We start from the raw sequence: 20602 nt of genomic DNA, 5'->3' as shown, positions 1-20602 counted from the left end.
GGGTTAGGGTCACACAGCTACCGAGACAGAGCGAATTGAATGATCGACGGTCGACTCGTACTTGTACAGGATGTAATCGATCACGTAGTGACCCAATCCAGCGTCTCGTTGTGGCGATTGAGGTACTCTGCATCCGGTTTCTGATTTCGGAACGGTACTGGCGCTCCATCGTTATCGACGATAGTGGTCCGTAAGATTTCGCTCTCAGTATCGAATTCGGGATTCACTTGGAGGCGATAGTCCTGATCGATGGTAAAGAGTTCTCGATCGAATGCAGCATGGTGTGTCTTACTGAGCGGAAGCACGTTTGTCGGGTCCGCTCTGCAATCGGGATACTCACTCCACGAGAGAACGTGAGCTACGTCCAGCAGTGCGGGATAGTCGACGCCTGAAACGGGGCACGTAGCACCATATCGTTCGAGAATTGTGGCTCGAAACTCGGGATCGACTGACCGAGCCTGGACGGTCGTCTCATATGTGCTGGCCGCTATCGGCGACTCGTCTTCCGTAGCTACTGTCGAGTCGTTGGACCACTGTTCGATAGCTGATTCGGTGAATTGCCATCCTTCGTCAGTGAGCGTGTAGTTATCGTCATCTCGCTGTACAAGACCGAAGCTACGCAGCCAGTTGGCACGCTGTTTCGGCATGTCCAGTTGTGATGGATTCCATCCCAGAACCGAGTGAGTTCGCAGCTGCTGTTGACCGATGTCTTCGATCGTCATTGAACCCGCTCTGAGGGCGTACAGGAGACTTCGAAGACCGACGTTGCGCCGACACATAGTTTCGAGCAGCCTGTCCGTCGAACGGGTAGTGGCGTATGCCTGACCCTCCTCACCGAGCGTCCACCGACCGCTGGTGACATCAAGGAAGCCAACGTCTTCGAGATAATCGATTCGACGGCGAATCGACTTCTCACTCGATACATTCTGGAATCGGCTGCGATGCCAATCAACGAACGCCTTCGTTGTCGGCTGCTGAGTCCCGACGAACTCTAGTATCTCAGTGAGTGTGTCGACATAGTTGGTCGCCCCACCGAACATCGGAACGATACTACGGAGTCTATCTGGGGGCATTTTCTTCTCCGAGAGAACTCAGCGTACCTCAATGAAAGTAGGGGAGGGCCACCCTTTAGCACGCAGAAAGAGATATCGTTAAGAGAAACGAATAGGAGAACTATGGTAACTCCCGCTCTAATTGCCGTCAGTATCTCCACCGGGAGTAGCGTCGCGCTAGCAGTGATGCAAAAGCAGCTTCGCAACCGACGCGACGAGCAAATTCTTGGGCGAATGGAAGAAATTCAACGTCGGGAGACTACCGACGCCTCGAATAGACGATTCGAGACCGAGAACAAGAGTGGGATCCCGAAAAGTGGTACCCTCAACACGAACAGAAAGCATCCACGAAGACAGACGGAAGTATTCTTGATAGAGCTAGAGAACGAGCGGATCGATGAAGACGAACGCAGGGACGACCGGTCAGGGAGACTTCGATCCATCGTGAGTGGTTTAGGTGCTATCGAACTCGTTGGGGATCCTCGCCCCTATCGTGGAACTCATCATCAGATGGTCGAACAGGCAGCAGACGGATTCAAGCGACTCACCGGCGGGGTCAACGAGCTGGTCGACCACATCGGCTGGGAGGGAGGTCGTCCGGATCTCGTGGCGGGGCACATCCCGGACATCTCTCTTCCGAATGCAATCGTCGAAGTCGAATCGAATCGCGGTCTTACGGACAGCCATACCTGGGAACAGATGACTGCCCTTGCGAGTTCCTCGGGGATGCTCATTTTGGCTGTTCCTGAGGAGAGCCGTGCCGAAGCCAAGAGGCTATTTGGCGATATTGCAACCGTCACGAGTACCCCGTGGGAATCAACTGCCGTTTCGGGCCTTCAGGGCGTCATTCCCTACCTCTCAACCAAAGCTGCTGGAGTTCACCCTTGGATGCTCAACGTGATCGGTATCGTCGAACTATACCAGTTCCTGCATACTGAAAACTCGCAAGACGAGCGGCGACTGCTGGAACTCGCCAAAGAAAACGACCTTGAGGAGTTGGCGATGTTCGCTATCCTGGAACTCGACGCTGAAAAGCAAGCACAGCGTGCGAGTCTCACCGGCCGGATCACGGAGATGCTTCCCTTCGGCGATCGTGACGAGCCGGTCGAGATCGAGGTCGTACAGGACAGTCACTTCGAATCTCCACGCGTGCACTGAGATCGTAGAATGGGATTTCTACCCCGAAACTACCGTTCACGTGATCATTGGGACCCCTGAAGACCGCTTTCATCGCTATTCACGGCAAATACTTTTCCCATCAACCAGATGTTATTGATCTAAGTCACCTCTTTCCATGAGAATCGAACCATCAATCGACCGAGATCTTGCTGACCATATCCCAAACTTTGCGATCCAGGTTTTCGAAAAGAGCAGTCATATGCTCTACTGGGAAAGAATCGGATACACATCACGAAGTTGTTGAATCCTTCTTGTCGAGCGACCAAGCCCAGGTCACTGCACTTCTGATGTGTATATATCATCTGACGGATCGGCGAGCGTTGTAGACTCCGACTCACTATCTATGCCTTCGGCGTCTAAGGTCACTTATAGTGGGGTCTCGAAACGACCAACAATGCATTCGGAAATAGCGGTGGTCGGTGGTGGAGCAATCGGTGCTACCGCCGCGGCTGATCTCGCTGCCAAAGGCTTTCACGTAACCTTGTACGAAAAGGGTGACCTCGCAGCCGGAAGTAGTGGAAGAGCAGCAGGGGTCTGCTACGATGCATTTGCTGATCGGACCGACGCAACGATCGGGAGTCGCTCGCTGGAACGGTTTCGGGAACTTTCGAATGTGTTCACCGAGTGGCCCTACGTCTGGTTCGCCCATACCGACGATGAAAAACGAGCGAGCGCGATTCGACGACAAGCAAAACGGATGCGTGATTTGGGCAGAGACGTCACGCTTGTCGAGCCCACTGAACTCGGCGAGCGATTTCCGGGGCTAAAGACGAACGACATCAACGTAGCGGCGATGACGCATGGTGCTGGCTATGCGAACACGACGGAGTACGTCGAAGTGATGGTCGACCGAGCCCGTCAGAATGGTGCCTCGGTGCAGACCGAAACCCCAGTTGAACTCACTACTGATCCACCGGGAATCGTTTCGGACGGGGGTGAGCAATTGTTCGACGCGGTCTTGGTCGCTGGGGGTGCACATACAAAACGCATTCTCGCTACAGGCAACGTGTCAATCCCGATGAAGCCGTATCGAGTGCAGGCTCTCGTGACGGAGGCGACACCGACGACCGAGAGCGTGCCGATGTGCTACGACGCTACTGACAGCTACTACTTCCGACCCTACGAAGACGGTCTGCTCATCGGCGATGGGACCGAGCGGGTCGAGAGCAACCCCGACGAATGGAATCGGGCAGCCGACGAGGAGTTCGTCGAGAAAATGCGCGGTCATCTCGATGACCGAATTCCGGACAAATTAGAGGTGCGTGATACGTGGGCGGGGCTCTGCACTGCAACACCCGATGGAGATCCATTGTTCGGCGAGATTCGGTCTGGAGTGTTCGTTGCGACCGGGTTTCATGGTCATGGATTCATGCGCGCTCCGGCGCTTGGCGAACATATCGCAGAGCAGATTCTCGGTGGCGATGGCGTCAGTCGATTTGATCCGACACGATTCGACGGGAGTGAAACGTTCGACATCATTGCAGGAATGGATATCGAGTGACTGTCGCTGCCAACGAACGGAAATCACCTACGGTGGTGTCGTATCATCAATTGTATCTTCTGGTCGGCCGAGAAAAGCAGAGGCGTACCCTCACTGACGTGATTGACGTGCCACAGTCTTGAGTCACGAGATTCGTGATTCGGGCAGTACTGACCTAGTCAGTCCCATCGCGAGCATCTACCGGCCCCTTCTGGAACCGAGCATCGGCGTATGTGATCCGCGACGAATCGCGACTCGTCTGCTGGAGCGGAGCCCTGTCGTCGGTAAACGCGAGCACGAGCGGCGCACACCGTATACGCTGCCGTTGCCCGCGTTCGATCTTTCCGAGCGGCCTTCCCAAATCTATTGGGCGGAAGTCACTTCGGTCGCGGCGCGCTCTCGTATTTGAGCATCTTCTCTGGCTTGTCGGAGGTCGTCTCGTAGATGCGTTGGAGCGTTTCCTCAGACTTCAGCAGGTTGTGTTCGTCGAGGAACTTCCACCCTGCATCACTCACGCCGTAGAACTTCCAGGGATATCCCTGCCGACGCTCATCATCAGGAAGCGCAGCCTCCTCGACGATACCAGCATCGATCAGTTTTTGGATGTGCTTGTAGACTGTGGCCTCGCTGATGCTCGGGTTCAACTGCTCGAGTTCGTACATCGACGGCAGCTGATGGGGATGCTGGAGAATATTGTTTAGCAGCGTGAATCGTGTCTGCTGAGTGACGAAGTGGAGGAGTTCACTTGCTTCCCTCTCCTCAGTAGTCCCCACATCGGTGCTCATACGAACGTCTACACGCTGGCGCAGGAAGTAGTTTACCCCTGAGTGAATTACTGTAGAGTAAAATATGGCGTGGTTGACTTAGTAGTTTACGTGGTAAACCATATTCCTCCGCGTAGGGCAAATGTGGTATGTCCGATGAGGAGTCGCCAGTTCCCGACCAGATCCTCACGAGCGCCAAAGAACAGATCGATCAGGAAGAGCTCTCGCTGGCAGACAACGAGGAGATTCTGCACACGCTGAGTAAACTCACGCCGATCTACGAGAACGATCGGTCGTACTTCATCCTCGGGAACTACGACCAGGAGCCGATTCGACGACTAAATCTGGTGGTCGACCGCCTCAACCGTCGTCAGGACGCCTACGCGTTCCGGATGGTGGATATCCGTGGGGAGTGGGACAACAGTATCCAGAAGTTCTGTCTCATCGCCGATCTCGTTACGTCTCTCGTCGGTGTCGCCGAGAAGAATCCCAGTGACTTTCTTGTCGAGCAGGGCCTGCTCGTCGGTACAGTCGAATATTTCTCGAAGAGCCACGTCCTCAAACGGGTCTACGAGGACGCAGAGCACCCGTTTGGCTGGATGCAGGACGGCGTCTTTGGCCTGTTCGAGGAGGAAGGCCGGCTCTATCGGTGGCAAACCGAAGAGAAGCTTATCGAAGTCACCGAGCAGCTTCCGTGAACTACTCGTGGTCAACAGCGAACCACGCTGACAAAGCGGTGAGAAACGAGCGGAGGAGACCCTGACTCTGAATCCGCCTGACTACACAGCGGTAGCACCGGAAACGGTGGTGTGCTCTCGCTAGACCTGAGGTAACGTCTCGTGATTCCTGGAAGGTCAAATGTACACAAGGCGCAAAAATAGACTGCTCACGGGTGCACGAGAAGCGAAGGAGATATTCGACATAGCTAATGAGCATCGAAATCGAAACGACACGTGAGATCTGCCTCGTCAGCGATAGCCAACCGCGCTCCCAGCAGCGGGTGGTTCAGCAAACTCTATGTAAAATATCGCTGAGAATCAAAACACAATATCAACTCAAGTAGATTTAAGACAGTGCCATCGGTTCACAAGCTGTGGACCGAAGAACCTATTTAAAAGCAGTGGGGGCGACAGCAGTCATCGGTAGTATTCCGCAAGGAGTGGCAAATGCACAAACGGAGAGGGATCCACGAGCGGCTTACGATCCAAATGCATACCTCACAAACGCTCAGTTGACACGTCGTTTGAAACTTCTCAATCAAGAGAGTGATCTCATTACACTGCAACAGATCGGTCAATCTGCAGAACTGAACGATCCACTGTGGGAGGTGAACATTGGAGAGGGAAAAACGAACGTTCACCTCATCACACAGATTCATGGCGATGAACCGGCGGGAACTGAAGCCGTTCTCCAAATGCTTCAACATCTGAGTGTTTCAGCATCCGACGAAATCGAACGCATACTAGAGAACATCTCTCTGACGATTGTTCCACGAGTCAATCCAGATGGAGCGATGTTCGGACAGGATGTAGATGGGGATGGAGAAAAAGAGCGGATAACTCGCCGAACAAACACTCAGCCATGGTCTTCCAGTGATTCACTGCACGAACCCTATTATCATTATACTCCGTCGGATGCCTCAAACGGCTACGATTTGAACCGTGATTTCAATATCCGCCCTGACTTCGAGCCTAATTCGGATAGTAAAGCAGAGTGGTGGGAAGAAGACGAAGACCTCTGGCAGCTAAATCTTCCCTACGAAGGCCACACGCTTTCGGCGAGTGGTCTTCGGCTATCTCCCGAGGTGGCGGCTGTAACTAAATCGTTCTTACGAGCAGATCCAGATTTTGCTATCACGCATCATCATCAGGGAATACCTGCAGTTCCAGATACGGAGCCACCTGAACCGTCTATTATGAGCGTCATGGCACCGTTTGGACCTGCATTCAAAAAGCAGGCACCAGGGTACGAAGCATCGAAGCCGATTGCTGACTATGTCAATCCCTTCTTGGATGAATCCACAAGCCGTCGTTCACTTCGCTTGAACCTGCTTGTCGCTGAGCGACTCGCGAATACTACCGGGCCATGGGAGGTTTTCGATAGCGTGACTCGATACGGATACTCGACACTGTGGGGATCGTATTTGGACACGCTTTGTCCGCAAACCAATGCTGCAGGAATCCTGTATGAAGTGTCTGGAAACTCATCATCATACGGATCACGTGCCTATGGATTGAAAGTCGAAGCTTCGAGGATAGGGTTCCTTGAATCCCTTGCCTTGATTGCCTCCGATCCGACGTTGAGCGCAGTCAACGCGGAGAACTACTTCGACATCCCACTAAAGGGCGACTCGATCTATGACGTCGAAGAAACTGATGATACCGACGACGCCTACCAGGGGCCAGGTGACGACGATGATGGCAACGACATAGACGATGATGGTGATGGTCACATAGATGAAGACGATGAGGACGAAGATGACGACGATGATAGTGATGGTGATGGCATCGACGGTGATGGCGATGGAGCGATAGACGAAGATAGCGATCTTCAGTATTTCTCACGATCTTAGTCGCTATTGTTCTCGTGCTATCCAGTTGAAAGATGGACACTTTTTTGATTCAATGTCCCCTATTGAAGCCGGCATGACGTACAAGAAAGTCAATTTGATCGGAACCAGCCCGGAAAGCTTCGAAGATGCGGTTGATAGCGCTGCTCAACGGGCAACCGATACTCTCGACAACGTTCACTGGATCGAGGTTGAAGGACTGAGTGTCGAGGTGGCCACTGAAGATGGCCACGAATACCAGGCTGAGGTCGAGGTCTCTTTCGAAGTCGAACAATAGCGCTCTAGTAGCGGTGAGAGCGCCCTGTAGAGTTATACTTCGATCATATTATTACAGTGTGTACACGGAATCTGGTCTGAAGAGTCTGTCTCGTCGTATTCTGTTTCATTGCCACACTCACCACAGGTGGCTGTTGCCATACTCTCCTTGGCTTCTTTCTGTATGAACGTTCTGCGGATCCATTCAGCGGGAATCTCGTACCGAGAAACGGCCGCCGCGCTTGAAAGCATCGGCATCAAGAGGTCGCATCAGGCGGTGTATCAGTGGACCCCGCGTTGGTGAGAAGGCTCCTGACCCGCCGCGGAGCTAGGGGCTAGCGTAACCTTTTGACGTTCAGGATCGATGAGTAGGCGGCGATCAGCGAATACTTCCAGACTAAGCGAAACCGAGCATCGAAAAGTTCTGCCAAACCCTACCGCAGAAACAACCGTCCTCCTCTAACATCCAAACCTTGCGCAGATCACTCGAGGCGCAGCAGCACTCGCCAAATCGCCACGGTGAACCTATCGAACGCTTTGACTAACGTCGAATGATGAGGGAGATCGGCCGCTTCAGGCCGATTTCCCCGTTATTTGTGGCATCTCGCTCAGAAGATCCAGCGCGACCCGGTAGGATTTCTCGAGGTAAACTCGGAGACAGTGGAGCGAAACGAGAGCGTGATCGGCGAATCCGCCGCCTCCAGTAGGGGCGACGGATTCGTCTCTGTCATCGACAGCGTTTTTGGCCAACGTAACTGCGCGAGTCGTGAAGCGGGAAACTTCGGACATAGCATCTCACGGTTTCCCGCTTCAGACACCTTCGTCTCACGGTCCATCCTGCCGCTATATAGTGGTTCACCAGAGCCCTTCGAACAGTTCATCGAAGAGTTGCCGCCCGAAACAATCTCTCCATTCCATTCGATCTCACAGACAGACGCGTCCGAGAGTCGTGATGAGCGAGAATCGTAGATGACTCCGCTGGTATCGACTTTGATTTCGACACCCGAAATACACGGCCATCAAGCCCATCCAGATGTAGAACCGGTCAATCGGGAATCGCTCTGTCATGATCAACATAGGGGACATTTGTATTCTATCCGACAAGAAGCTGACCATGCATCGCTTTGTGTCGTCCCCTTGAACGCCATAGCTAGCATCCGAATTGTTTCAGCAAAGACGTAAAACTGAGAATAGCTCTGAGTCACCTACTGGAGCAGCCATTCCGTGGAATGTCGGTTTGGATTCCCAAGTTAGGTGATTATCCAGATGACGAGGGTTAGTACAGTTATGACCGAAACGCAGGATATGGACAAGAGCGCGGGCGTGTGTAACGATTGTGGCGGCATCTTTGTGATCGCCACGTCCGACGCTGGCGATTTCATGATGGGGATTCCAGATTGCCCTAGTTGCAGATCGGACGATTTCGCTCCGATGGAATACAGAAGTTCGTGGGATTAGCTCGCTTGCTGAAGATTGCTGCTGTTCGCGTTGTTCGAAGAGGAAGCGGGTGAAAACGCGAGCGAGGGTAGCTAAGTATATGTTGGTAGATAGATTTTTGTGATGGTGAGGTAGAGAAAATCACGGGCTGTGACAGCCCTCCGTTGTTTTATTGTTGTCGAGGCCGAAAAAGACGGACATGGAACTACGCGAGGCTGAGACCAATGATACCGAACGGATACGCGCGCTGATCGAGAGTACGCTGACCGCCTCATATGCGCTGAGTCCACGAGAGATCGACGCGCTTCTCGAAGACAATTTCGGCGAGGGGCGGCTCGAAGACGCATTTGGGGATGATTCGGTCACGCTCGTCGCGGAGAGTACCGTCAACGGGACTGAAACTACGGTCGGGGGCATCGTTGAAGCGGCCCACGACGGGGACGGAGGCACGGGCGAAGTTCGTTGGTTGTTTGTCGACCCAGAACACCGTGGGAAGGGAATCGGCACCCGCTTGTTCGAGACCGCAGTTGAGAGACTCCGCAAACAAGGTGCCGAACGCATCACAGCAACCACGTTCGAAGCCAACAGGGAGGGTACCCAGTTTTTCGAGCAGTTCGGGTTCGGGCACACTGACGACCGACAAGTAGAGGTCGAGGGCGAAACGCTCGTAGAGCACGTCTACGCTGAACACCCAACGGAAACTGAAACAACGAGCGAGTCCGATTCGGAGGGCCACTCTGATGCCGACCTTCCGAACACGGAAACGAGGAATGGCGTCACGACTGCAACAGCCGATGACGGCCAGCAAATGTATATCGACCTCACTGAAGAGGACTCAGGCACTGAAGGATCATTTTTCGTCGCGTATACTGACGAAGAGCACACCGATCAGTTCGGGTACTACTGCACTAACTGCGGGTCATTGGATACAGCGATGGATAACATGGGTCGGATCGAATGCAGCAACTGCAGTAACGTCCACGCAGAACGCTCGGACGAAGCCTACGACGATTCATATCTATAGATTACAAATAGAGCGAGCAACCCTGCTCGAATACTATTAGAAATTGCTCCGTTGCTCGGTGAGTGGGAGCCTGCTGTTTAAAGCCGAATACTGAATCAAGCGGCGATACTGATGATTCACTAAGCGATGTGAGAGTACCAATAACCCAATTATGCACGAAACCGAATTCCTCAGTGCTACCACCGATACAGCCAGTATTTCTGATCCGAAAGTCATCGATGATGACTCGGCCTGCTGAGCTCACATGAACACTATCCGATTGCGTGTTGCAGAAGAAAATCGAGAAGCAGTTTTCGACGCGCTCAACGAGCGAGACATCGATTTCGTCACTGTTCCAACCGAAGACGACGAATCGATTGTCGAAGCTCCGGTTCCTACAGACGCCCTCGGTGAAGTGCTCGATGCGACCCGAGAAGCGGGTCTCGATGATGATTATATCGTCGTACTCAACGCCATCAATACGACGACCCCGCACATGGAGGAGCTACAGGATCACTATGCAAACGACTACGATCCGCTTCGACTGCCCGAACTCCGGTCGAAAGCTCGCGATTTCAGTTCGGATCCGCGTTCGTTTGGCATGATGGTCTTTCTGAGCGCTGCGATTGCTGCAATCGGTTTGTTGGTTGATTCGCCAGCAATTGTGGTCGGGTCGATGGTAATCGCGCCGCTGGTCGGGCCGGTACTCACCGCTGCAGTAGGCGCGATTGTTGGCGACCGCGTGATGTTTGCCGATAGTATTCGCATGCAGGCCCTTGGGGTCGTTGCAGCCATCGTCGGTGCATTCGTGACGGCTCTAGGTCTCCAAATCAGTGGATTGGTCCCCGCACCAGTTGCCATCAGTTCAATCGAGTTGATCGGTCTCCGCATGGCACCGACCCCTCTGTCGGTGCTTGTTGGGTTCGCTGCTGGCATCGCTGCTGCAGTAGGGCTGACCACGAAAGGAACGAAATCCCTCATCGGGGTATTGATTGCTGCCGCGCTTGTGCCTGCTGCCGCTGCTGCCGGTATCGGGACTGCCTACGGTGCACCGCGCGTTGCGATTGGAAGCGCGGGCCTCCTAATCGGAACCATGGCAGCGGTTGATATCGGAATGTACGCGACCCTTCACGTACTGTATCGCTCGCAGGATCTCGATGCAGCACTGTTGACCGACCGGGATCTCTCGCGAGCAGCCGTAGTAACCGTTGCAGTGATCGTTCTCGGGGCTGCTGTCGCCGGCTACACGGTCATCGAACAGACGACGTTCCAACGCACTGTCGCTCAGGAGACCGCAGACACGCTCAATGAACCAGCATATACGAATCTCAGTCTCGTCTCGCTTCGCTACCAGTACGGTGGGCCGCTCTGGCTCCACGGATCGCCAAACGTCACCGTGGCTGTTACACAGCCACCGAACGGATTCTATCCTGAGTTACCGGATCGACTAACCGACCGAATCGCGGACGCGACCAACCGGAACGTAACCATCCACGTTCAATTTCAGTCTACCGGGAAACCAGAAGCAACTCCAGAATCTAACGTAACAGCACGCTTCAGACCGACATCTGAAGGTTCCGTCGGCTCCGAGGCCAGTATAGATAGTGTTCTCTCTCTCTACATGTCCTCTAAGAGAAATGTTTGACAATCAATTCCTGGTCGAAGCTGTGGACTAAGTTGAGAGCCTGACTGTTTTCTATTAGGATAACACATTAGAGGTCGCCACGCAGGCGGACTACTTCTCCGGCTGTTGACTGCACCATTTCATCATGAATAGGATACACATCCTCTCTGGGGTTACTGAAGCCGAGCGCAGATTTGACTTCTCCGCCAACGCTGGGATCTAAATCTACGTATCCAGTGCCATCTTCCACTTTTACAATCTTTCCAATGTGTTCGTACACCTCATCATGAACTGGTTTTCCCTCATCCTCTTGAGTGAAGTCCGTGCGCATACCACTTCTAAGCGACGTTTTCTGATAGTAGTTTGGCTTGCATGATTCCGACAACAGCTTTCTATTAGAATTTTCTTCCGGAGTCTGTTGCGTAATAGCTCGGCGCACATTGAGAGCGCTTACGAGTGCAAAGTCAACGACTAAGACTGCTGCACCCGTTATCTCCCACCCATGTCAATCGTTGCAACGCTCAGTACCATGCCTGTCCGAGACGAGGGTTCAACTGAAGAGATCGCCACAGCCATCAGAACGCTCGACAACTACGATGTAGAGTACAAAATCAACCCGTTAGGGACGACCATTGAAGCAAGTGATATTAGCGAGCTTTTCGCTGCTGTGCAGGCTGCCCACCAAGCTATCGAAGCAGACAGAGTGAATACGAAACTGGAGATCGATCACGAACGAAATCGTGATCGAGATGCCGATGAACGAGTTGCTACCGTCGAAGATGCTCTTGCTGATAACACGACGGATAATGAAGAAATGGACGAGACAACAGAGCCAGACGAAGAGCGGGACATTGTCGACATGAGCGGCCATGCGCCCGAAGACATCGAAAGCGAAGCAGAAGAAGACGAGATCAATATAAAAGGTGGTGATTACAAGACCGACGAAGTCGACGAAACAGAGGAGGAGTCTCTCAGTGAGAAATACGATAACTCTTGAACTCGGCTAATTGATTCATCATTTCATACTTCTAAGTGGATTCAAACTATAATCGGTTCCAACAATACTCTTGGCCCTGTTCGATGACATCGTCTCGTGTCACGCAGTTTCATCTCTGTCTTTTTGTTTCGAGTGCGATTAAACGGCGGAGAGTATTCGTCTCTCGCGAGTGTCTCACATTATTAGGAATATACTGGTATCGTTTCGCTCTAGGGATTAGCACTGATTTTCGGAGTTCTTCTCAAGTATCCAGCAACGCTCTTGTGAAGCACATTGTTGGTGAGTCAAAGCACTTTTCGAAGAATGTGCCTCAACGCTTCTAAACCAGGTTTGCGGTAGATTCTGCGTCGTAGCTGAAACGCTCTCAGATAGTGCGTGAGCTTGTCCTTCGAAACGCCTCGACGGAGCGAGAGCCACGGTCGCACCAGCGACCCGTGGCTCTCGCAGGTGTTTACGTGAGCTTCACCATCGACATACTCGTTGTCCGCATGGATGACCGATTCGCGGTGAAACCGCTCGTCGTCATCCAGCGGGTCATACGCTCGGAATCCGTCCGTGTAGACCGTGAGTGGCTCCTTCTCGCGGGTCGCGAGAAGGAGCCGAACCGTCGACTCGTTCGCCGATTTCGCGGGGACCACGTACCGTTTCCCACTGCCGCGGTCAACGAGCGTGAACACGGACGGTTTGTCACCCTCGTAAGATCGTGCCCGTGCTCGTGATCTTTGCGCGTGCATTCTGGCGATCGTAGAGAATCCGTCCGCAAATTAGTCCGAGTGATGCACGCAGATGGGGACTGTTCGCAGCGCAGTCGGGCGATCAACGAATACAAAGATCAGTTGTTGTGCTCTCACTTCAGGCGGCACTATATTGATTACTGTATTTCACAGTTATTCTCCGGCTAAAAGACCTATAATGGCTCTCCGCTCTGTTCCAAATGATGTCCGAGACACGATGTGGCTATGTCGAGGACGTGGAACCGCTCGCTGACCGGGGGAAGGCATGCTGTTGGCGCCCAGTCAACGAGAGTGGTGAAGACTGTTTCTGGCACGATAATACCCCGAAAACTGTCGAAGCGTTCGATGATCATCCGGAACCCGGTGACCGTCTTGACGGCGCTGATTTTCGTGGAGCCGATCTGGCAGATACCTCGTGGCTGCGTGAGCGGAGCCTCGTCGGTGCAGATTTTACCGGCGCAACCCTCCGTGGAGCGGATCTTTCCGGCACGGATCTTCGCCGGGCAACGTTTGACCGAGTCGATGCCCGGCGGACACGCTTCGACAGGGCTGATGTGGAGGGTGCGACGTTCGAGAACGCCGATCTCCGCGATGCGAATCTCAACAGGGCGAAGCTCTACCGTACCGGGTTTACTGACGTCCGTCTCAACCGTGCCAGTAACTTTGGCGATCAGGTGGTCTATGAAGATCTCGTCAACGATGCCGACGACCGTGAGACACGGGCCGCAACCCTTGAAGCGGCGAGTTGGACCTACCGAGAGCTACGCCGTCTGTTCAAACAGGACGCGCTGCCAGGCCGTGCACGAGCGTGTTATCTGGGCGAGAAGAACGCTCGACGGCGGGCCGCGTGGGCGCGTGGTGAGTACCTCCGTGCGCTCAAACTCGAAGGCTCACGCTGGGTGATGCGCTACGGGACCAGCCCTACACGGGTAGTCACGAGTTCGGCTGTGGTAATGGGTTGTTCTGGATTTTTATATCCGCTGACTGGTGGATTGCGCACAGCTTCGGGGACCTATGCATTCGAACAGCCGATCATAGATATTCTCGCGGCTACACCAGGCCAACTGATGAGCGTGTTCTACCAAGGCTTCTACTTCAGTGTTGTCACATTTGCCACTCTCAGCTACGGCGACATACAACCGATTGGGGCAGTTGCGCGGGCAATTGCCGGTATCGAGTCGCTTCTCGGATCACTATTATTGGCGCTGCTGTTGTTCGTTCTCACTCAGCGAGTTCAGTAATGGAACAGGGCGATCATACTACGAATGCATCGAAAATAGCGAGTATGGACAGAAGGTTGGGGTGGATGAAAAATGCCGAGAGACGCGCTTATAGGGGTTGAGAGATCGGCTGGCGATGACTGATAATCCTCTGACCAATGTATTCTCAGTACCTCACAAAGCTGGTTAGGTGAAGGGACTGCTTGGCAGATTGATGGAGGCCAACCAAGCAGCCAGTGAACTCACAGAGGGCCAAGTCCTTAGCTTTCACGTTAACACTCTCGGCGAGGAGATCGATATCGGCCTCGGCGAAAACGCCGATACCGACTCCGAAGACATCTGGGACGTCTTCGTCGGCGCAACAGTCGACGAGGACTCAGTCAGTTACCTCTGCGAGATTTCAGAGGACTCACTCTACGGCAATACGATCCTCCACCACCTCCGGACGAAGTTTGAGCTCGAAAAGCTCGAACGAGTCAGCAAGACACTCATCCAGCAAGACATTTTTTAACTCCTCCTGGATCGGCCGGTGGAGGTCGAGACGACCTCCACCTACGACCGTACTACGGCGAGGAGTACGACTCCAAGGAAGAACTCTACGAGTTACTTGCCAAAGCTGGCACAACCACGTTCCACGGATACGGCACACTCTACGCCCGCGTACGCAACAAACGCTACACGCTGGCGGTGCGCAGTCTCACCGATGGCGACACCGCCAGTTCGATCCTCGCGGAACTGCTCGGCGTGCTCGACGGCCTTGCTCTCGAAACCAAGGTCGTCTATCTTGACCGCGAGTTCTACGATACGTACTGTCTGACGCTGCTCGTCGCCCACAACTACGCTTTCGTCATGCCGATCGTGAAGTGGAGTTAAAGCGACCCAGGCCGAACTGAGTGAAGGCTGGAGCCGCGTGATCGACCACGACCTTCAAGGTGAGATCGACGATCACACCTGGACCGTCGATCTCCTGGTTTACATCGACTGTACGTACCAGCAAGGAAAATATGACGAGGAAGGTGCAGCATGTCACGGCTACGCCGTCGACGCACCGCTCATCGCGACACCTCGCCAGACTTGGAAGTACTACAGCCGACGCTTCAGGATCGAATTAACCTATCGTTTATCCGAACGAAGTATTGCGATGACGACGACACAGAATCCGGCGATGCGGTTTCTGTACGTGCTGATCAGCTTCCTCTCCCAGAATACGGGAAGTTTCACGGAAACGCCGGCGAAGACGGCTGAAAACGCTGTCAGCTAGCGCTACAACAAAGCTATCGACGTCGAAATCACCGACAGGCGACGTTCTGATCAGTTCTCGCCACGACCTGCCCACTCCTCAAGCTACCCCAACTAGATAGTGCGGGTCATCGAGAATTTGACATCGGTTTTAGTTATTTATGTCACATTTGGTCTTGGGTTCCTAAATACCGATCTATTATTGGATCAACGATAGCAAGTATTATCCAGAAGTACATCGCTCCTTCCGGAGTGACCCACGCAATCAGGATCGAGAACGCGAATACAACTGCTGGTGCGAGCATATGAACAGTATGATTACGTGCCTGCACCGGAGTAATATTGTCACACACTAGGCTAGCCACCTCGGAGGCATACCACCACAGTCCGGTAGAGATAATGCTAGTTACCACTAGGGTAGCTGCGTATAACGAAACAGTGACAGTGGTGATAGCGTCTCCAAGTAGTGAAGTAGGAAACGGTATAAACGCGACACAGAGCAAAAACAACAGATTGAACCAAAGTAATCGATCGTCTTGACGTTCGATCTGTTGAAAGATACGGTGATGACTGATCCAATAGATTCCGATCACGAGAAAGCTGATAATGTATGTCAGGATATCTGGCCACTCGGCAAACACGACACTCGCAATGTTACTGGACCCCATCGCCGGTACTTCAATATTCAAGACTAGCAGTGTGATCGCAATCGCGAAGACGCCGTCACTGAAAGCCGTTAAACGATTGGTGTTATTTTGCGATCTATATTGTTGGACACGTTCCATATCGGACGAACGGAATGGTCAAAGATAACGATATGGTGACTGTATTTCCATCACTGCACTGACTCTATGAGAATTCTCAAGGATAGCAGGGTAAGCATGAACTGGTGACATCCTCCCACGACTGAAGTCGTGGGCTTCCCACCGCCCCACAAAGGCGGGTTCGTTGGTTCTTTGGCGGTTTCTCAGTCCGACGAACTGGTGGGAGTGCCACGCCCCCGTTAACCCTATCGACGCGCTGTTTCAGCGGCGATTCAGGCGTAGCGCGTTGTTTTGCGTCGGTCCGTTTGTCCACGGGCTTACTTGTTTGGTCTCGGCGACGCGGAACGCGTCGCCGTGGCAAACACCGAGTCAACTGCCAGTTTGTGGACCGCCGTCGCCGAAGGGTGCTACCATTCGGCTCGACACCTCTAACGAGGTGCCTCGCGCCCCTAAGCCTTCCGAATCTACATTCGGAAGGCCACTTACGCCGCCGTATCCCACGACTAAAGTCGTGGATTTTGGCGGCTGTCGAACACTTACCGATAACTATCCCTGTGAGCGGTCAAGTGCTTACTGACAGGGTGATTTGGATTTCACAATCTATAGAAACCCCTCAGCAATTTAGCACGCGCGTTTCTCGCACGCTGAACGTGGTTATCTCTAGTCGTCTGTCGCACTCGCTGGCGATTCAACGTGCCCGTTTCGGTCGGCAAGGTCCGTTTCTCGCCACGCGCCGCGCTTGAACCAGAGATACGCAATGACGCCACCCACGACGTTCGAGACAGCGAACGAGAGCCAGAGATCGACGGACCCGAGTGCGTCCGCGCCGGTCCACGCGACCGGCAACCGAACGACGCCCAGCGTCACGACTGAGATGACAGCGGCGATGAATGTCTTGCCAGCCCCGCGGAATCTTCCGGTGTAGGCGCGCATGACGCCGATGAACCCGAAGGTTGGGACAGAGTACCTGGGAAATGCCGCCCCTGCATCCGCGACTGCCGGGTCGGTTGTGAATACCGACGCGATTGGTCTCGCGGCCAAGAAGACGAGAATACCTAACACAGTGAGACCGACGAATGCGTTGGAGCGTCTCCCCAGACTTCAGCAGGCTGTGTTCGTCGAGGAACTCCCATCCTGCATCACTCATGGTGTAGAACTTTCAGGGATATCCTTGCCGATGTTCACCACTGGGAAGTGTCGCCTCTTCGATGATACCAACATCGATCAGTTTTTGGATGTGCTTGTAGACTGTAGCATCGCTGATGCTCGGGTTCAATTGCTCGAGTTCGTACATCGACGGCAGCCCAATCGGCGACCGCACCAAACGCTCTCTCGGAGGGGTGCTCGTCGACGGCGTAGATATCGGCGCGCTCGCTCCAGGATATTGCCACGAGCCAGTCGTTCTCGCGTCGTTCGATTTCCACTGCTCAGTAACACTAGCTGATCACAACAGAAAGCCAGCCGTTTCTGAGCCCACGACAGTATCGACAGAGTTGAATGTAACAGTCGCCCGCCGAGACCGTTCAATAGACATATTGGGTTTATGAGGTAGATCGATCAATATTCCTCCTAAACGCTATAGGGATTCACAGTGGTGTTCATACTTTCTAACGTACCAGACTCGTGACTGACTGAGATCAGCGTGCGAGATAGAGAGGCTGTATGCAGCAAGTCGCCGTTCGTTGTTTCGCATCGGAGAAATTGAACGTATCGAAGGGAAAGGCATGGGTGTCGAGAGCCATTCGTCGTCGACGCGCTCGCAGCGTCGCTGGCGTTCCACACCGGTTTCCAGCGTGATCTTCGGTCCCGCCCGACTCATGCGGTTCGCGTCGAACTCGGCCACCTCGAAGGCCCGTTGCAGCTGTGCGAGCACTGTAGTCCAGGTGAGCTGGCGACGTGCTAGACGCACGATCTCGAGGAGCACCTCGTCACGATGCCAGCAGAGTGTAACTTATCACCCGCATTTCTGGGCCGACAATATTATCGATAGTAACAAACATGCCAAACAACTATGTTCCAACAGTCCAAACACTAGTCTATGTCGAGCGGTACTATCGATATCGACGAGTTCGAAAACGCTGACGCCGACAAATTCGAGGAACGAAATGATACCGAACGAATCGTACTGTTCCTCGACGGGAATGACGACCGGGCGTGGAAGGCGGCGACGATTGCCGAACGACTCGGGTTGGAGACGGACGCTGTCAGTGCGATCCTCTCACGATTGAAGGAACGCAATCTCGTGCGGCACAAGCGCCCGTACTGGGCGATCACTGACGACGAAGAACGACTCCAGTCGGCCTACCGGCTCCACCGACACCACGAGAGGGCAGACGACCAGTACGGTGAAGAGCGTCTTGAAGACCTCCGAACCGACGAGATGGAAGAGGTACAGTGACTGCGTTCGAAGAACTGGAGCGCGGTGACATCGTTTGGGCGACCGACCCGCTCTCGGAGAAAGGTCGCCCGATGCTCGTGCTGGGAACGCCTCGATTCCCGAATCACGGCGTGCAACTCATCACGGCCCTGATTTCCACGAAGACCTATCACGAAGCGGCGCTCACACTCAGAGACGACGACTACGAGGGTGACGCACTCGGAAAACAAAGTCACATGCTCCCGTGGTCGCTTGCGACTCTCAACAGTGCTGCGGACGTTGATCACTACCTGACATCACTCGTTGACGACCGCACCGAGGACGTGGCGAGTCGGGTGATCGACTACATCTCCTCATAGATCGAACACCTCTGATTCTCGTCAAAAGAGTCGTGACTGACTCAGAGCATATAGTCAGTACCAGTTACTTGCAAGGTATCGGGACAGCGAATCTTGCTTGCTGGATAATGAACGGTGTCAATGACCGTTGGTATTTACCGTCTGAACCATTTTGGTCAGATATGGCTCGTGACAAGTTCGTTTCTTGGTCGACATGGGCACTCTTCGTGATGTTTCCTCCATTGGCTATCCTCGCTATCGTATTCTTTCCGATCACTCTCATAGTGGTATACTGGATGTATATGCGCGGCAAACGACAGTCTATGGAGGACTCTGAAGACGAGTCTTTGAAACGACCAGATAATTCTTCCAGTTGAGGCGAGAAGGATCTTCTCGATCCTGACAGACTGACGTGCAAGACATGCGCTCTGAGTTCAGCACGAGGTGTGCGAACTACTTGGATACTGCCAATAACACCGTGACCGACTCAGAGGGTTAGTCAGCAGAAGACCAATGATAAGACCGCATTAGTTTCCTGACTCAATTCAATGATTGTGCGTAGTCGACTTGCTTCGGTCGGAAATCCGTGTCGTGATAGAAGCGGCGCGCGTCCTTGTTGTGCCACTCACAGGAAACCTTCAGGTGGTCGCAACCCCGGTCGCGGGCTATCTCCTTCACAAGATCGACGACTTCGCTGCCGTGACCCCGATTCCGGCGATCTTCGTCGATAGCAAGGTTCACGATACGCAGATAATGCGAATATTCTCTGGAAGAGTGGTAGCCCTCCCGGAGCGTGAGAAAGCCAATGGACTCGGTCTCGTGAACGATGAGGTAGTCAGTAACTTCCTCGTCGTCAAGATGGGCGCGGAAGCCATCGTCGGAAACTTCGTCGACATCCGCGTAGGAAAGCTCATTCAGTTCGCTGTAGGCTTCCATCGATTTTGCAAGAGAATACCAGCGGTCAACGATTGCATCGAGATCTTCAGCGGTGGCTTCGATGAGTTTCATACAGCGACTCTCCGCTGCTCACTCTTTAAATCACGTGAGGTCTGGAATGGAGCGTGACCGATACGCGCCCTATATCTCGCACGCCGACGACCGTAGCCGCTGCTCAGAAGTGAGTAGGTCCTGACGTCGGGTCGTCGCGCCCAACGTCAATAAGTCGGTAGCCGAACCGTCAGCGCCTATAGGTCGCGCGGCTGGACGGTCTTGCGGTCATTTTCGTCGGCGCGACGGGCAGCATTTTCGAGTAGATCTGCTACTTCCTCGTCGAGCGCATCGTAGAAGTCCGACGAGACGTTCATCTCCCCAATTTCGTCCTTCACGGCCGACTGAACGATTAAATCTGCCATCAACAAGAAGAACTGTGGGATCTACTTATAACCACCGGCTGCATGAGCCGTGTCACCGGAAATTACGGGGGTTCTTGAAGGGGAAATCCATTTGCGTTCGCGGCCGTGCTATGAGGATTATCGGAACAATCCATAGTTTTGCACGAGTCCTCTCCAGCAGTTGGGAGATGCAGCGTGTGAGATAGAGAGGGTGTATCTTGCACTTAGTTTCTGTCGCT

The 20602-nt window shown here is 53.6% G+C and carries 18 protein-coding genes and 5 pseudogenes; 13 read left to right on the top strand and 10 right to left on the bottom strand.

The genetic code is table 11. The annotated features are described in order from the left end of the window. Nucleotides 1–80: 80 nt before the first annotated feature. Nucleotides 81–722 (bottom strand): HNH endonuclease, encoded by a 642-nt coding sequence (locus ACP97_RS20680; protein WP_237561065.1) that lies wholly within the window; start codon nt 720–722, stop codon nt 81–83. Nucleotides 723–1658: 936 nt separating this feature from the next. Between ACP97_RS20680 and ACP97_RS20675 the strand changes: the two genes are divergently transcribed. Both ACP97_RS20675 and ACP97_RS02215 read left to right on the top strand, forming a co-directional pair. Further along, nucleotides 1659–2210 (top strand): hypothetical protein, encoded by a 552-nt coding sequence (locus tag ACP97_RS20675; protein WP_154019906.1) that lies wholly within the window; start codon nt 1659–1661, stop codon nt 2208–2210. A gap of 415 nt (nt 2211–2625) precedes the next feature. Further along, the gene (locus tag ACP97_RS02215; RefSeq protein ID WP_049996214.1) at nt 2626–3732 is read left to right on the top strand and encodes an NAD(P)/FAD-dependent oxidoreductase; all 1107 of its coding nucleotides are present in this window, start codon (nt 2626–2628) and stop codon (nt 3730–3732) included. 356 nt (nt 3733–4088) lie between these two features. On the opposite strand, the gene ACP97_RS02210 is transcribed toward ACP97_RS02215, so the two are convergent. Then, the gene (locus ACP97_RS02210; RefSeq protein WP_049996213.1) at nt 4089–4496 is read right to left on the bottom strand and encodes a helix-turn-helix domain-containing protein; all 408 of its coding nucleotides are present in this window, start codon (nt 4494–4496) and stop codon (nt 4089–4091) included. Nucleotides 4497–4624: 128 nt separating this feature from the next. On the opposite strand from ACP97_RS02210, the gene ACP97_RS02205 reads away from it, so the two are divergent. From ACP97_RS02205 to ACP97_RS02190, 3 genes are all read left to right on the top strand, one after another. Continuing rightward, nucleotides 4625–5173 (top strand): hypothetical protein, encoded by a 549-nt coding sequence (locus tag ACP97_RS02205; RefSeq protein ID WP_049996212.1) that lies wholly within the window; start codon nt 4625–4627, stop codon nt 5171–5173. Nucleotides 5174–5568: 395 nt separating this feature from the next. Continuing rightward, on the top strand, nt 5569–7047 hold the full coding sequence (locus ACP97_RS18845; protein WP_079977507.1) for a M14 family zinc carboxypeptidase: 1479 nt from the start codon (nt 5569–5571) through the stop codon (nt 7045–7047). A gap of 73 nt (nt 7048–7120) precedes the next feature. Next, nucleotides 7121–7321 carry a dodecin gene (locus ACP97_RS02190; protein WP_049996209.1) on the top strand — a complete coding sequence of 67 codons (201 nt, stop codon included), beginning with the start codon at nt 7121–7123 and terminating at the stop codon, nt 7319–7321. A gap of 466 nt (nt 7322–7787) precedes the next feature. Here ACP97_RS02190 and ACP97_RS18840 read toward each other — a convergent pair. After that, a pseudogene (locus ACP97_RS18840) lies at nt 7788–8088 on the bottom strand (IS5/IS1182 family transposase); the annotation flags it as partial. Between the two features lie 847 nt (nt 8089–8935). Here ACP97_RS18840 and ACP97_RS02180 point away from each other — a divergent pair. Beyond that, nucleotides 8936–9760 (top strand): GNAT family N-acetyltransferase, encoded by an 825-nt coding sequence (locus ACP97_RS02180; protein WP_049996207.1) that lies wholly within the window; start codon nt 8936–8938, stop codon nt 9758–9760. Nucleotides 9761–10004: 244 nt separating this feature from the next. Beyond that, nucleotides 10005–11384, top strand: a complete 1380-nt coding sequence (locus ACP97_RS02175) for a DUF389 domain-containing protein (RefSeq protein ID WP_079977506.1) — start codon at nt 10005–10007, stop codon at nt 11382–11384. Nucleotides 11385–11451: 67 nt separating this feature from the next. Here the strand turns inward: ACP97_RS02175 and ACP97_RS02170 are convergent, their stop codons facing one another. Then, entirely contained in the window at nt 11452–11694 is a 243-nt protein-coding gene (locus tag ACP97_RS02170) for a hypothetical protein (RefSeq protein WP_049996206.1), read from the bottom strand. Between the two features lie 171 nt (nt 11695–11865). On the opposite strand from ACP97_RS02170, the gene ACP97_RS02165 reads away from it, so the two are divergent. Continuing rightward, nucleotides 11866–12360 carry a thiamine-binding protein gene (locus ACP97_RS02165; RefSeq protein WP_049996205.1) on the top strand — a complete coding sequence of 165 codons (495 nt, stop codon included), beginning with the start codon at nt 11866–11868 and terminating at the stop codon, nt 12358–12360. A 284-nt stretch (nt 12361–12644) separates the two neighbouring features. Here ACP97_RS02165 and ACP97_RS02160 read toward each other — a convergent pair. Beyond that, a pseudogene (locus ACP97_RS02160) lies at nt 12645–13082 on the bottom strand (IS1595 family transposase); the annotation flags it as partial. A gap of 215 nt (nt 13083–13297) precedes the next feature. Here ACP97_RS02160 and ACP97_RS02155 point away from each other — a divergent pair. Continuing rightward, on the top strand, nt 13298–14335 hold the full coding sequence (locus ACP97_RS02155; RefSeq protein ID WP_049996204.1) for a pentapeptide repeat-containing protein: 1038 nt from the start codon (nt 13298–13300) through the stop codon (nt 14333–14335). Nucleotides 14336–14525: 190 nt separating this feature from the next. Continuing rightward, nucleotides 14526–15524 (top strand): annotated as a pseudogene (locus ACP97_RS20670) (ISH3 family transposase); the annotation flags it as partial. 193 nt (nt 15525–15717) lie between these two features. Here the strand turns inward: ACP97_RS20670 and ACP97_RS02145 are convergent. The 3 genes and pseudogenes from ACP97_RS02145 to ACP97_RS02140 form a co-directional block, all read right to left on the bottom strand. After that, nucleotides 15718–16338: a TMEM175 family protein gene (locus ACP97_RS02145; RefSeq protein ID WP_049996203.1), complete on the bottom strand. Its 621-nt coding sequence runs from the start codon at nt 16336–16338 to the stop codon at nt 15718–15720. A gap of 639 nt (nt 16339–16977) precedes the next feature. After that, nucleotides 16978–17379 carry an MATE family efflux transporter gene (locus ACP97_RS18835; RefSeq protein WP_336884748.1) on the bottom strand — a complete coding sequence of 134 codons (402 nt, stop codon included), beginning with the start codon at nt 17377–17379 and terminating at the stop codon, nt 16978–16980. A 13-nt stretch (nt 17380–17392) separates the two neighbouring features. Further along, nucleotides 17393–17629, bottom strand: a pseudogene (locus ACP97_RS02140) (PadR family transcriptional regulator); the annotation flags it as partial. Between the two features lie 432 nt (nt 17630–18061). Here ACP97_RS02140 and ACP97_RS21370 point away from each other — a divergent pair. The 3 genes and pseudogenes from ACP97_RS21370 to ACP97_RS02130 all read left to right on the top strand — a co-directional run. After that, nucleotides 18062–18220 (top strand): annotated as a pseudogene (locus tag ACP97_RS21370) (DUF7558 family protein); the annotation flags it as partial. A gap of 135 nt (nt 18221–18355) precedes the next feature. Continuing rightward, nucleotides 18356–18715, top strand: a complete 360-nt coding sequence (locus ACP97_RS02135; protein WP_049996202.1) for a MarR family transcriptional regulator — start codon at nt 18356–18358, stop codon at nt 18713–18715. Then, the gene (locus ACP97_RS02130; protein WP_049996201.1) at nt 18712–19053 is read left to right on the top strand and encodes a type II toxin-antitoxin system PemK/MazF family toxin; all 342 of its coding nucleotides are present in this window, start codon (nt 18712–18714) and stop codon (nt 19051–19053) included. Before ACP97_RS02135 ends, ACP97_RS02130 begins: the two co-directional genes overlap by 4 nt. A gap of 519 nt (nt 19054–19572) precedes the next feature. On the opposite strand, the gene ACP97_RS02120 is transcribed toward ACP97_RS02130, so the two are convergent. Both ACP97_RS02120 and ACP97_RS02115 read right to left on the bottom strand, forming a co-directional pair. Continuing rightward, nucleotides 19573–20040 carry a GNAT family N-acetyltransferase gene (locus tag ACP97_RS02120; RefSeq protein ID WP_049996199.1) on the bottom strand — a complete coding sequence of 156 codons (468 nt, stop codon included), beginning with the start codon at nt 20038–20040 and terminating at the stop codon, nt 19573–19575. Between the two features lie 176 nt (nt 20041–20216). Beyond that, on the bottom strand, nt 20217–20384 hold the full coding sequence (locus tag ACP97_RS02115; protein WP_049996198.1) for a DUF1931 family protein: 168 nt from the start codon (nt 20382–20384) through the stop codon (nt 20217–20219). Between the last annotated feature and the right edge of the window lie 218 nt (nt 20385–20602).

Origin of the sequence: Halococcus sediminicola (assembly GCF_000755245.1) — an archaeon.
Taxonomy (GTDB): domain Archaea; phylum Halobacteriota; class Halobacteria; order Halobacteriales; family Halococcaceae; genus Halococcus; species Halococcus sediminicola.
The sequence above is the reverse complement of the archived record's forward strand: the minus strand, read 5'-3'. Positions and strand labels throughout refer to the sequence as shown.

Excerpts from the sequence above, each read along its gene's own strand:
- ACP97_RS20680 (WP_237561065.1), bottom strand. The coding sequence starts at position 722 with ATGACGATCGAAGACATCGGTCAACAGCAGCTGCGAACTCACTCGGTT.
- ACP97_RS02215 (WP_049996214.1), top strand. The coding sequence starts at position 2,626 with ATGCATTCGGAAATAGCGGTGGTCGGTGGTGGAGCAATCGGTGCTACC.
- ACP97_RS02210 (WP_049996213.1), bottom strand. The coding sequence starts at position 4,496 with ATGAGCACCGATGTGGGGACTACTGAGGAGAGGGAAGCAAGTGAACTC.
- ACP97_RS02205 (WP_049996212.1), top strand. The coding sequence starts at position 4,625 with ATGTCCGATGAGGAGTCGCCAGTTCCCGACCAGATCCTCACGAGCGCC.
- ACP97_RS02190 (WP_049996209.1), top strand. The coding sequence starts at position 7,121 with ATGACGTACAAGAAAGTCAATTTGATCGGAACCAGCCCGGAAAGCTTC.
- ACP97_RS02180 (WP_049996207.1), top strand. The coding sequence starts at position 8,936 with ATGGAACTACGCGAGGCTGAGACCAATGATACCGAACGGATACGCGCG.
- ACP97_RS02175 (WP_079977506.1), top strand. The coding sequence starts at position 10,005 with ATGAACACTATCCGATTGCGTGTTGCAGAAGAAAATCGAGAAGCAGTT.
- ACP97_RS02170 (WP_049996206.1), bottom strand. The coding sequence starts at position 11,694 with ATGCGCACGGACTTCACTCAAGAGGATGAGGGAAAACCAGTTCATGAT.
- ACP97_RS02165 (WP_049996205.1), top strand. The coding sequence starts at position 11,866 with ATGTCAATCGTTGCAACGCTCAGTACCATGCCTGTCCGAGACGAGGGT.
- ACP97_RS02155 (WP_049996204.1), top strand. The coding sequence starts at position 13,298 with ATGTCCGAGACACGATGTGGCTATGTCGAGGACGTGGAACCGCTCGCT.
- ACP97_RS02145 (WP_049996203.1), bottom strand. The coding sequence starts at position 16,338 with ATGGAACGTGTCCAACAATATAGATCGCAAAATAACACCAATCGTTTA.
- ACP97_RS02135 (WP_049996202.1), top strand. The coding sequence starts at position 18,356 with ATGTCGAGCGGTACTATCGATATCGACGAGTTCGAAAACGCTGACGCC.
- ACP97_RS02120 (WP_049996199.1), bottom strand. The coding sequence starts at position 20,040 with ATGAAACTCATCGAAGCCACCGCTGAAGATCTCGATGCAATCGTTGAC.
- ACP97_RS02115 (WP_049996198.1), bottom strand. The coding sequence starts at position 20,384 with ATGGCAGATTTAATCGTTCAGTCGGCCGTGAAGGACGAAATTGGGGAG.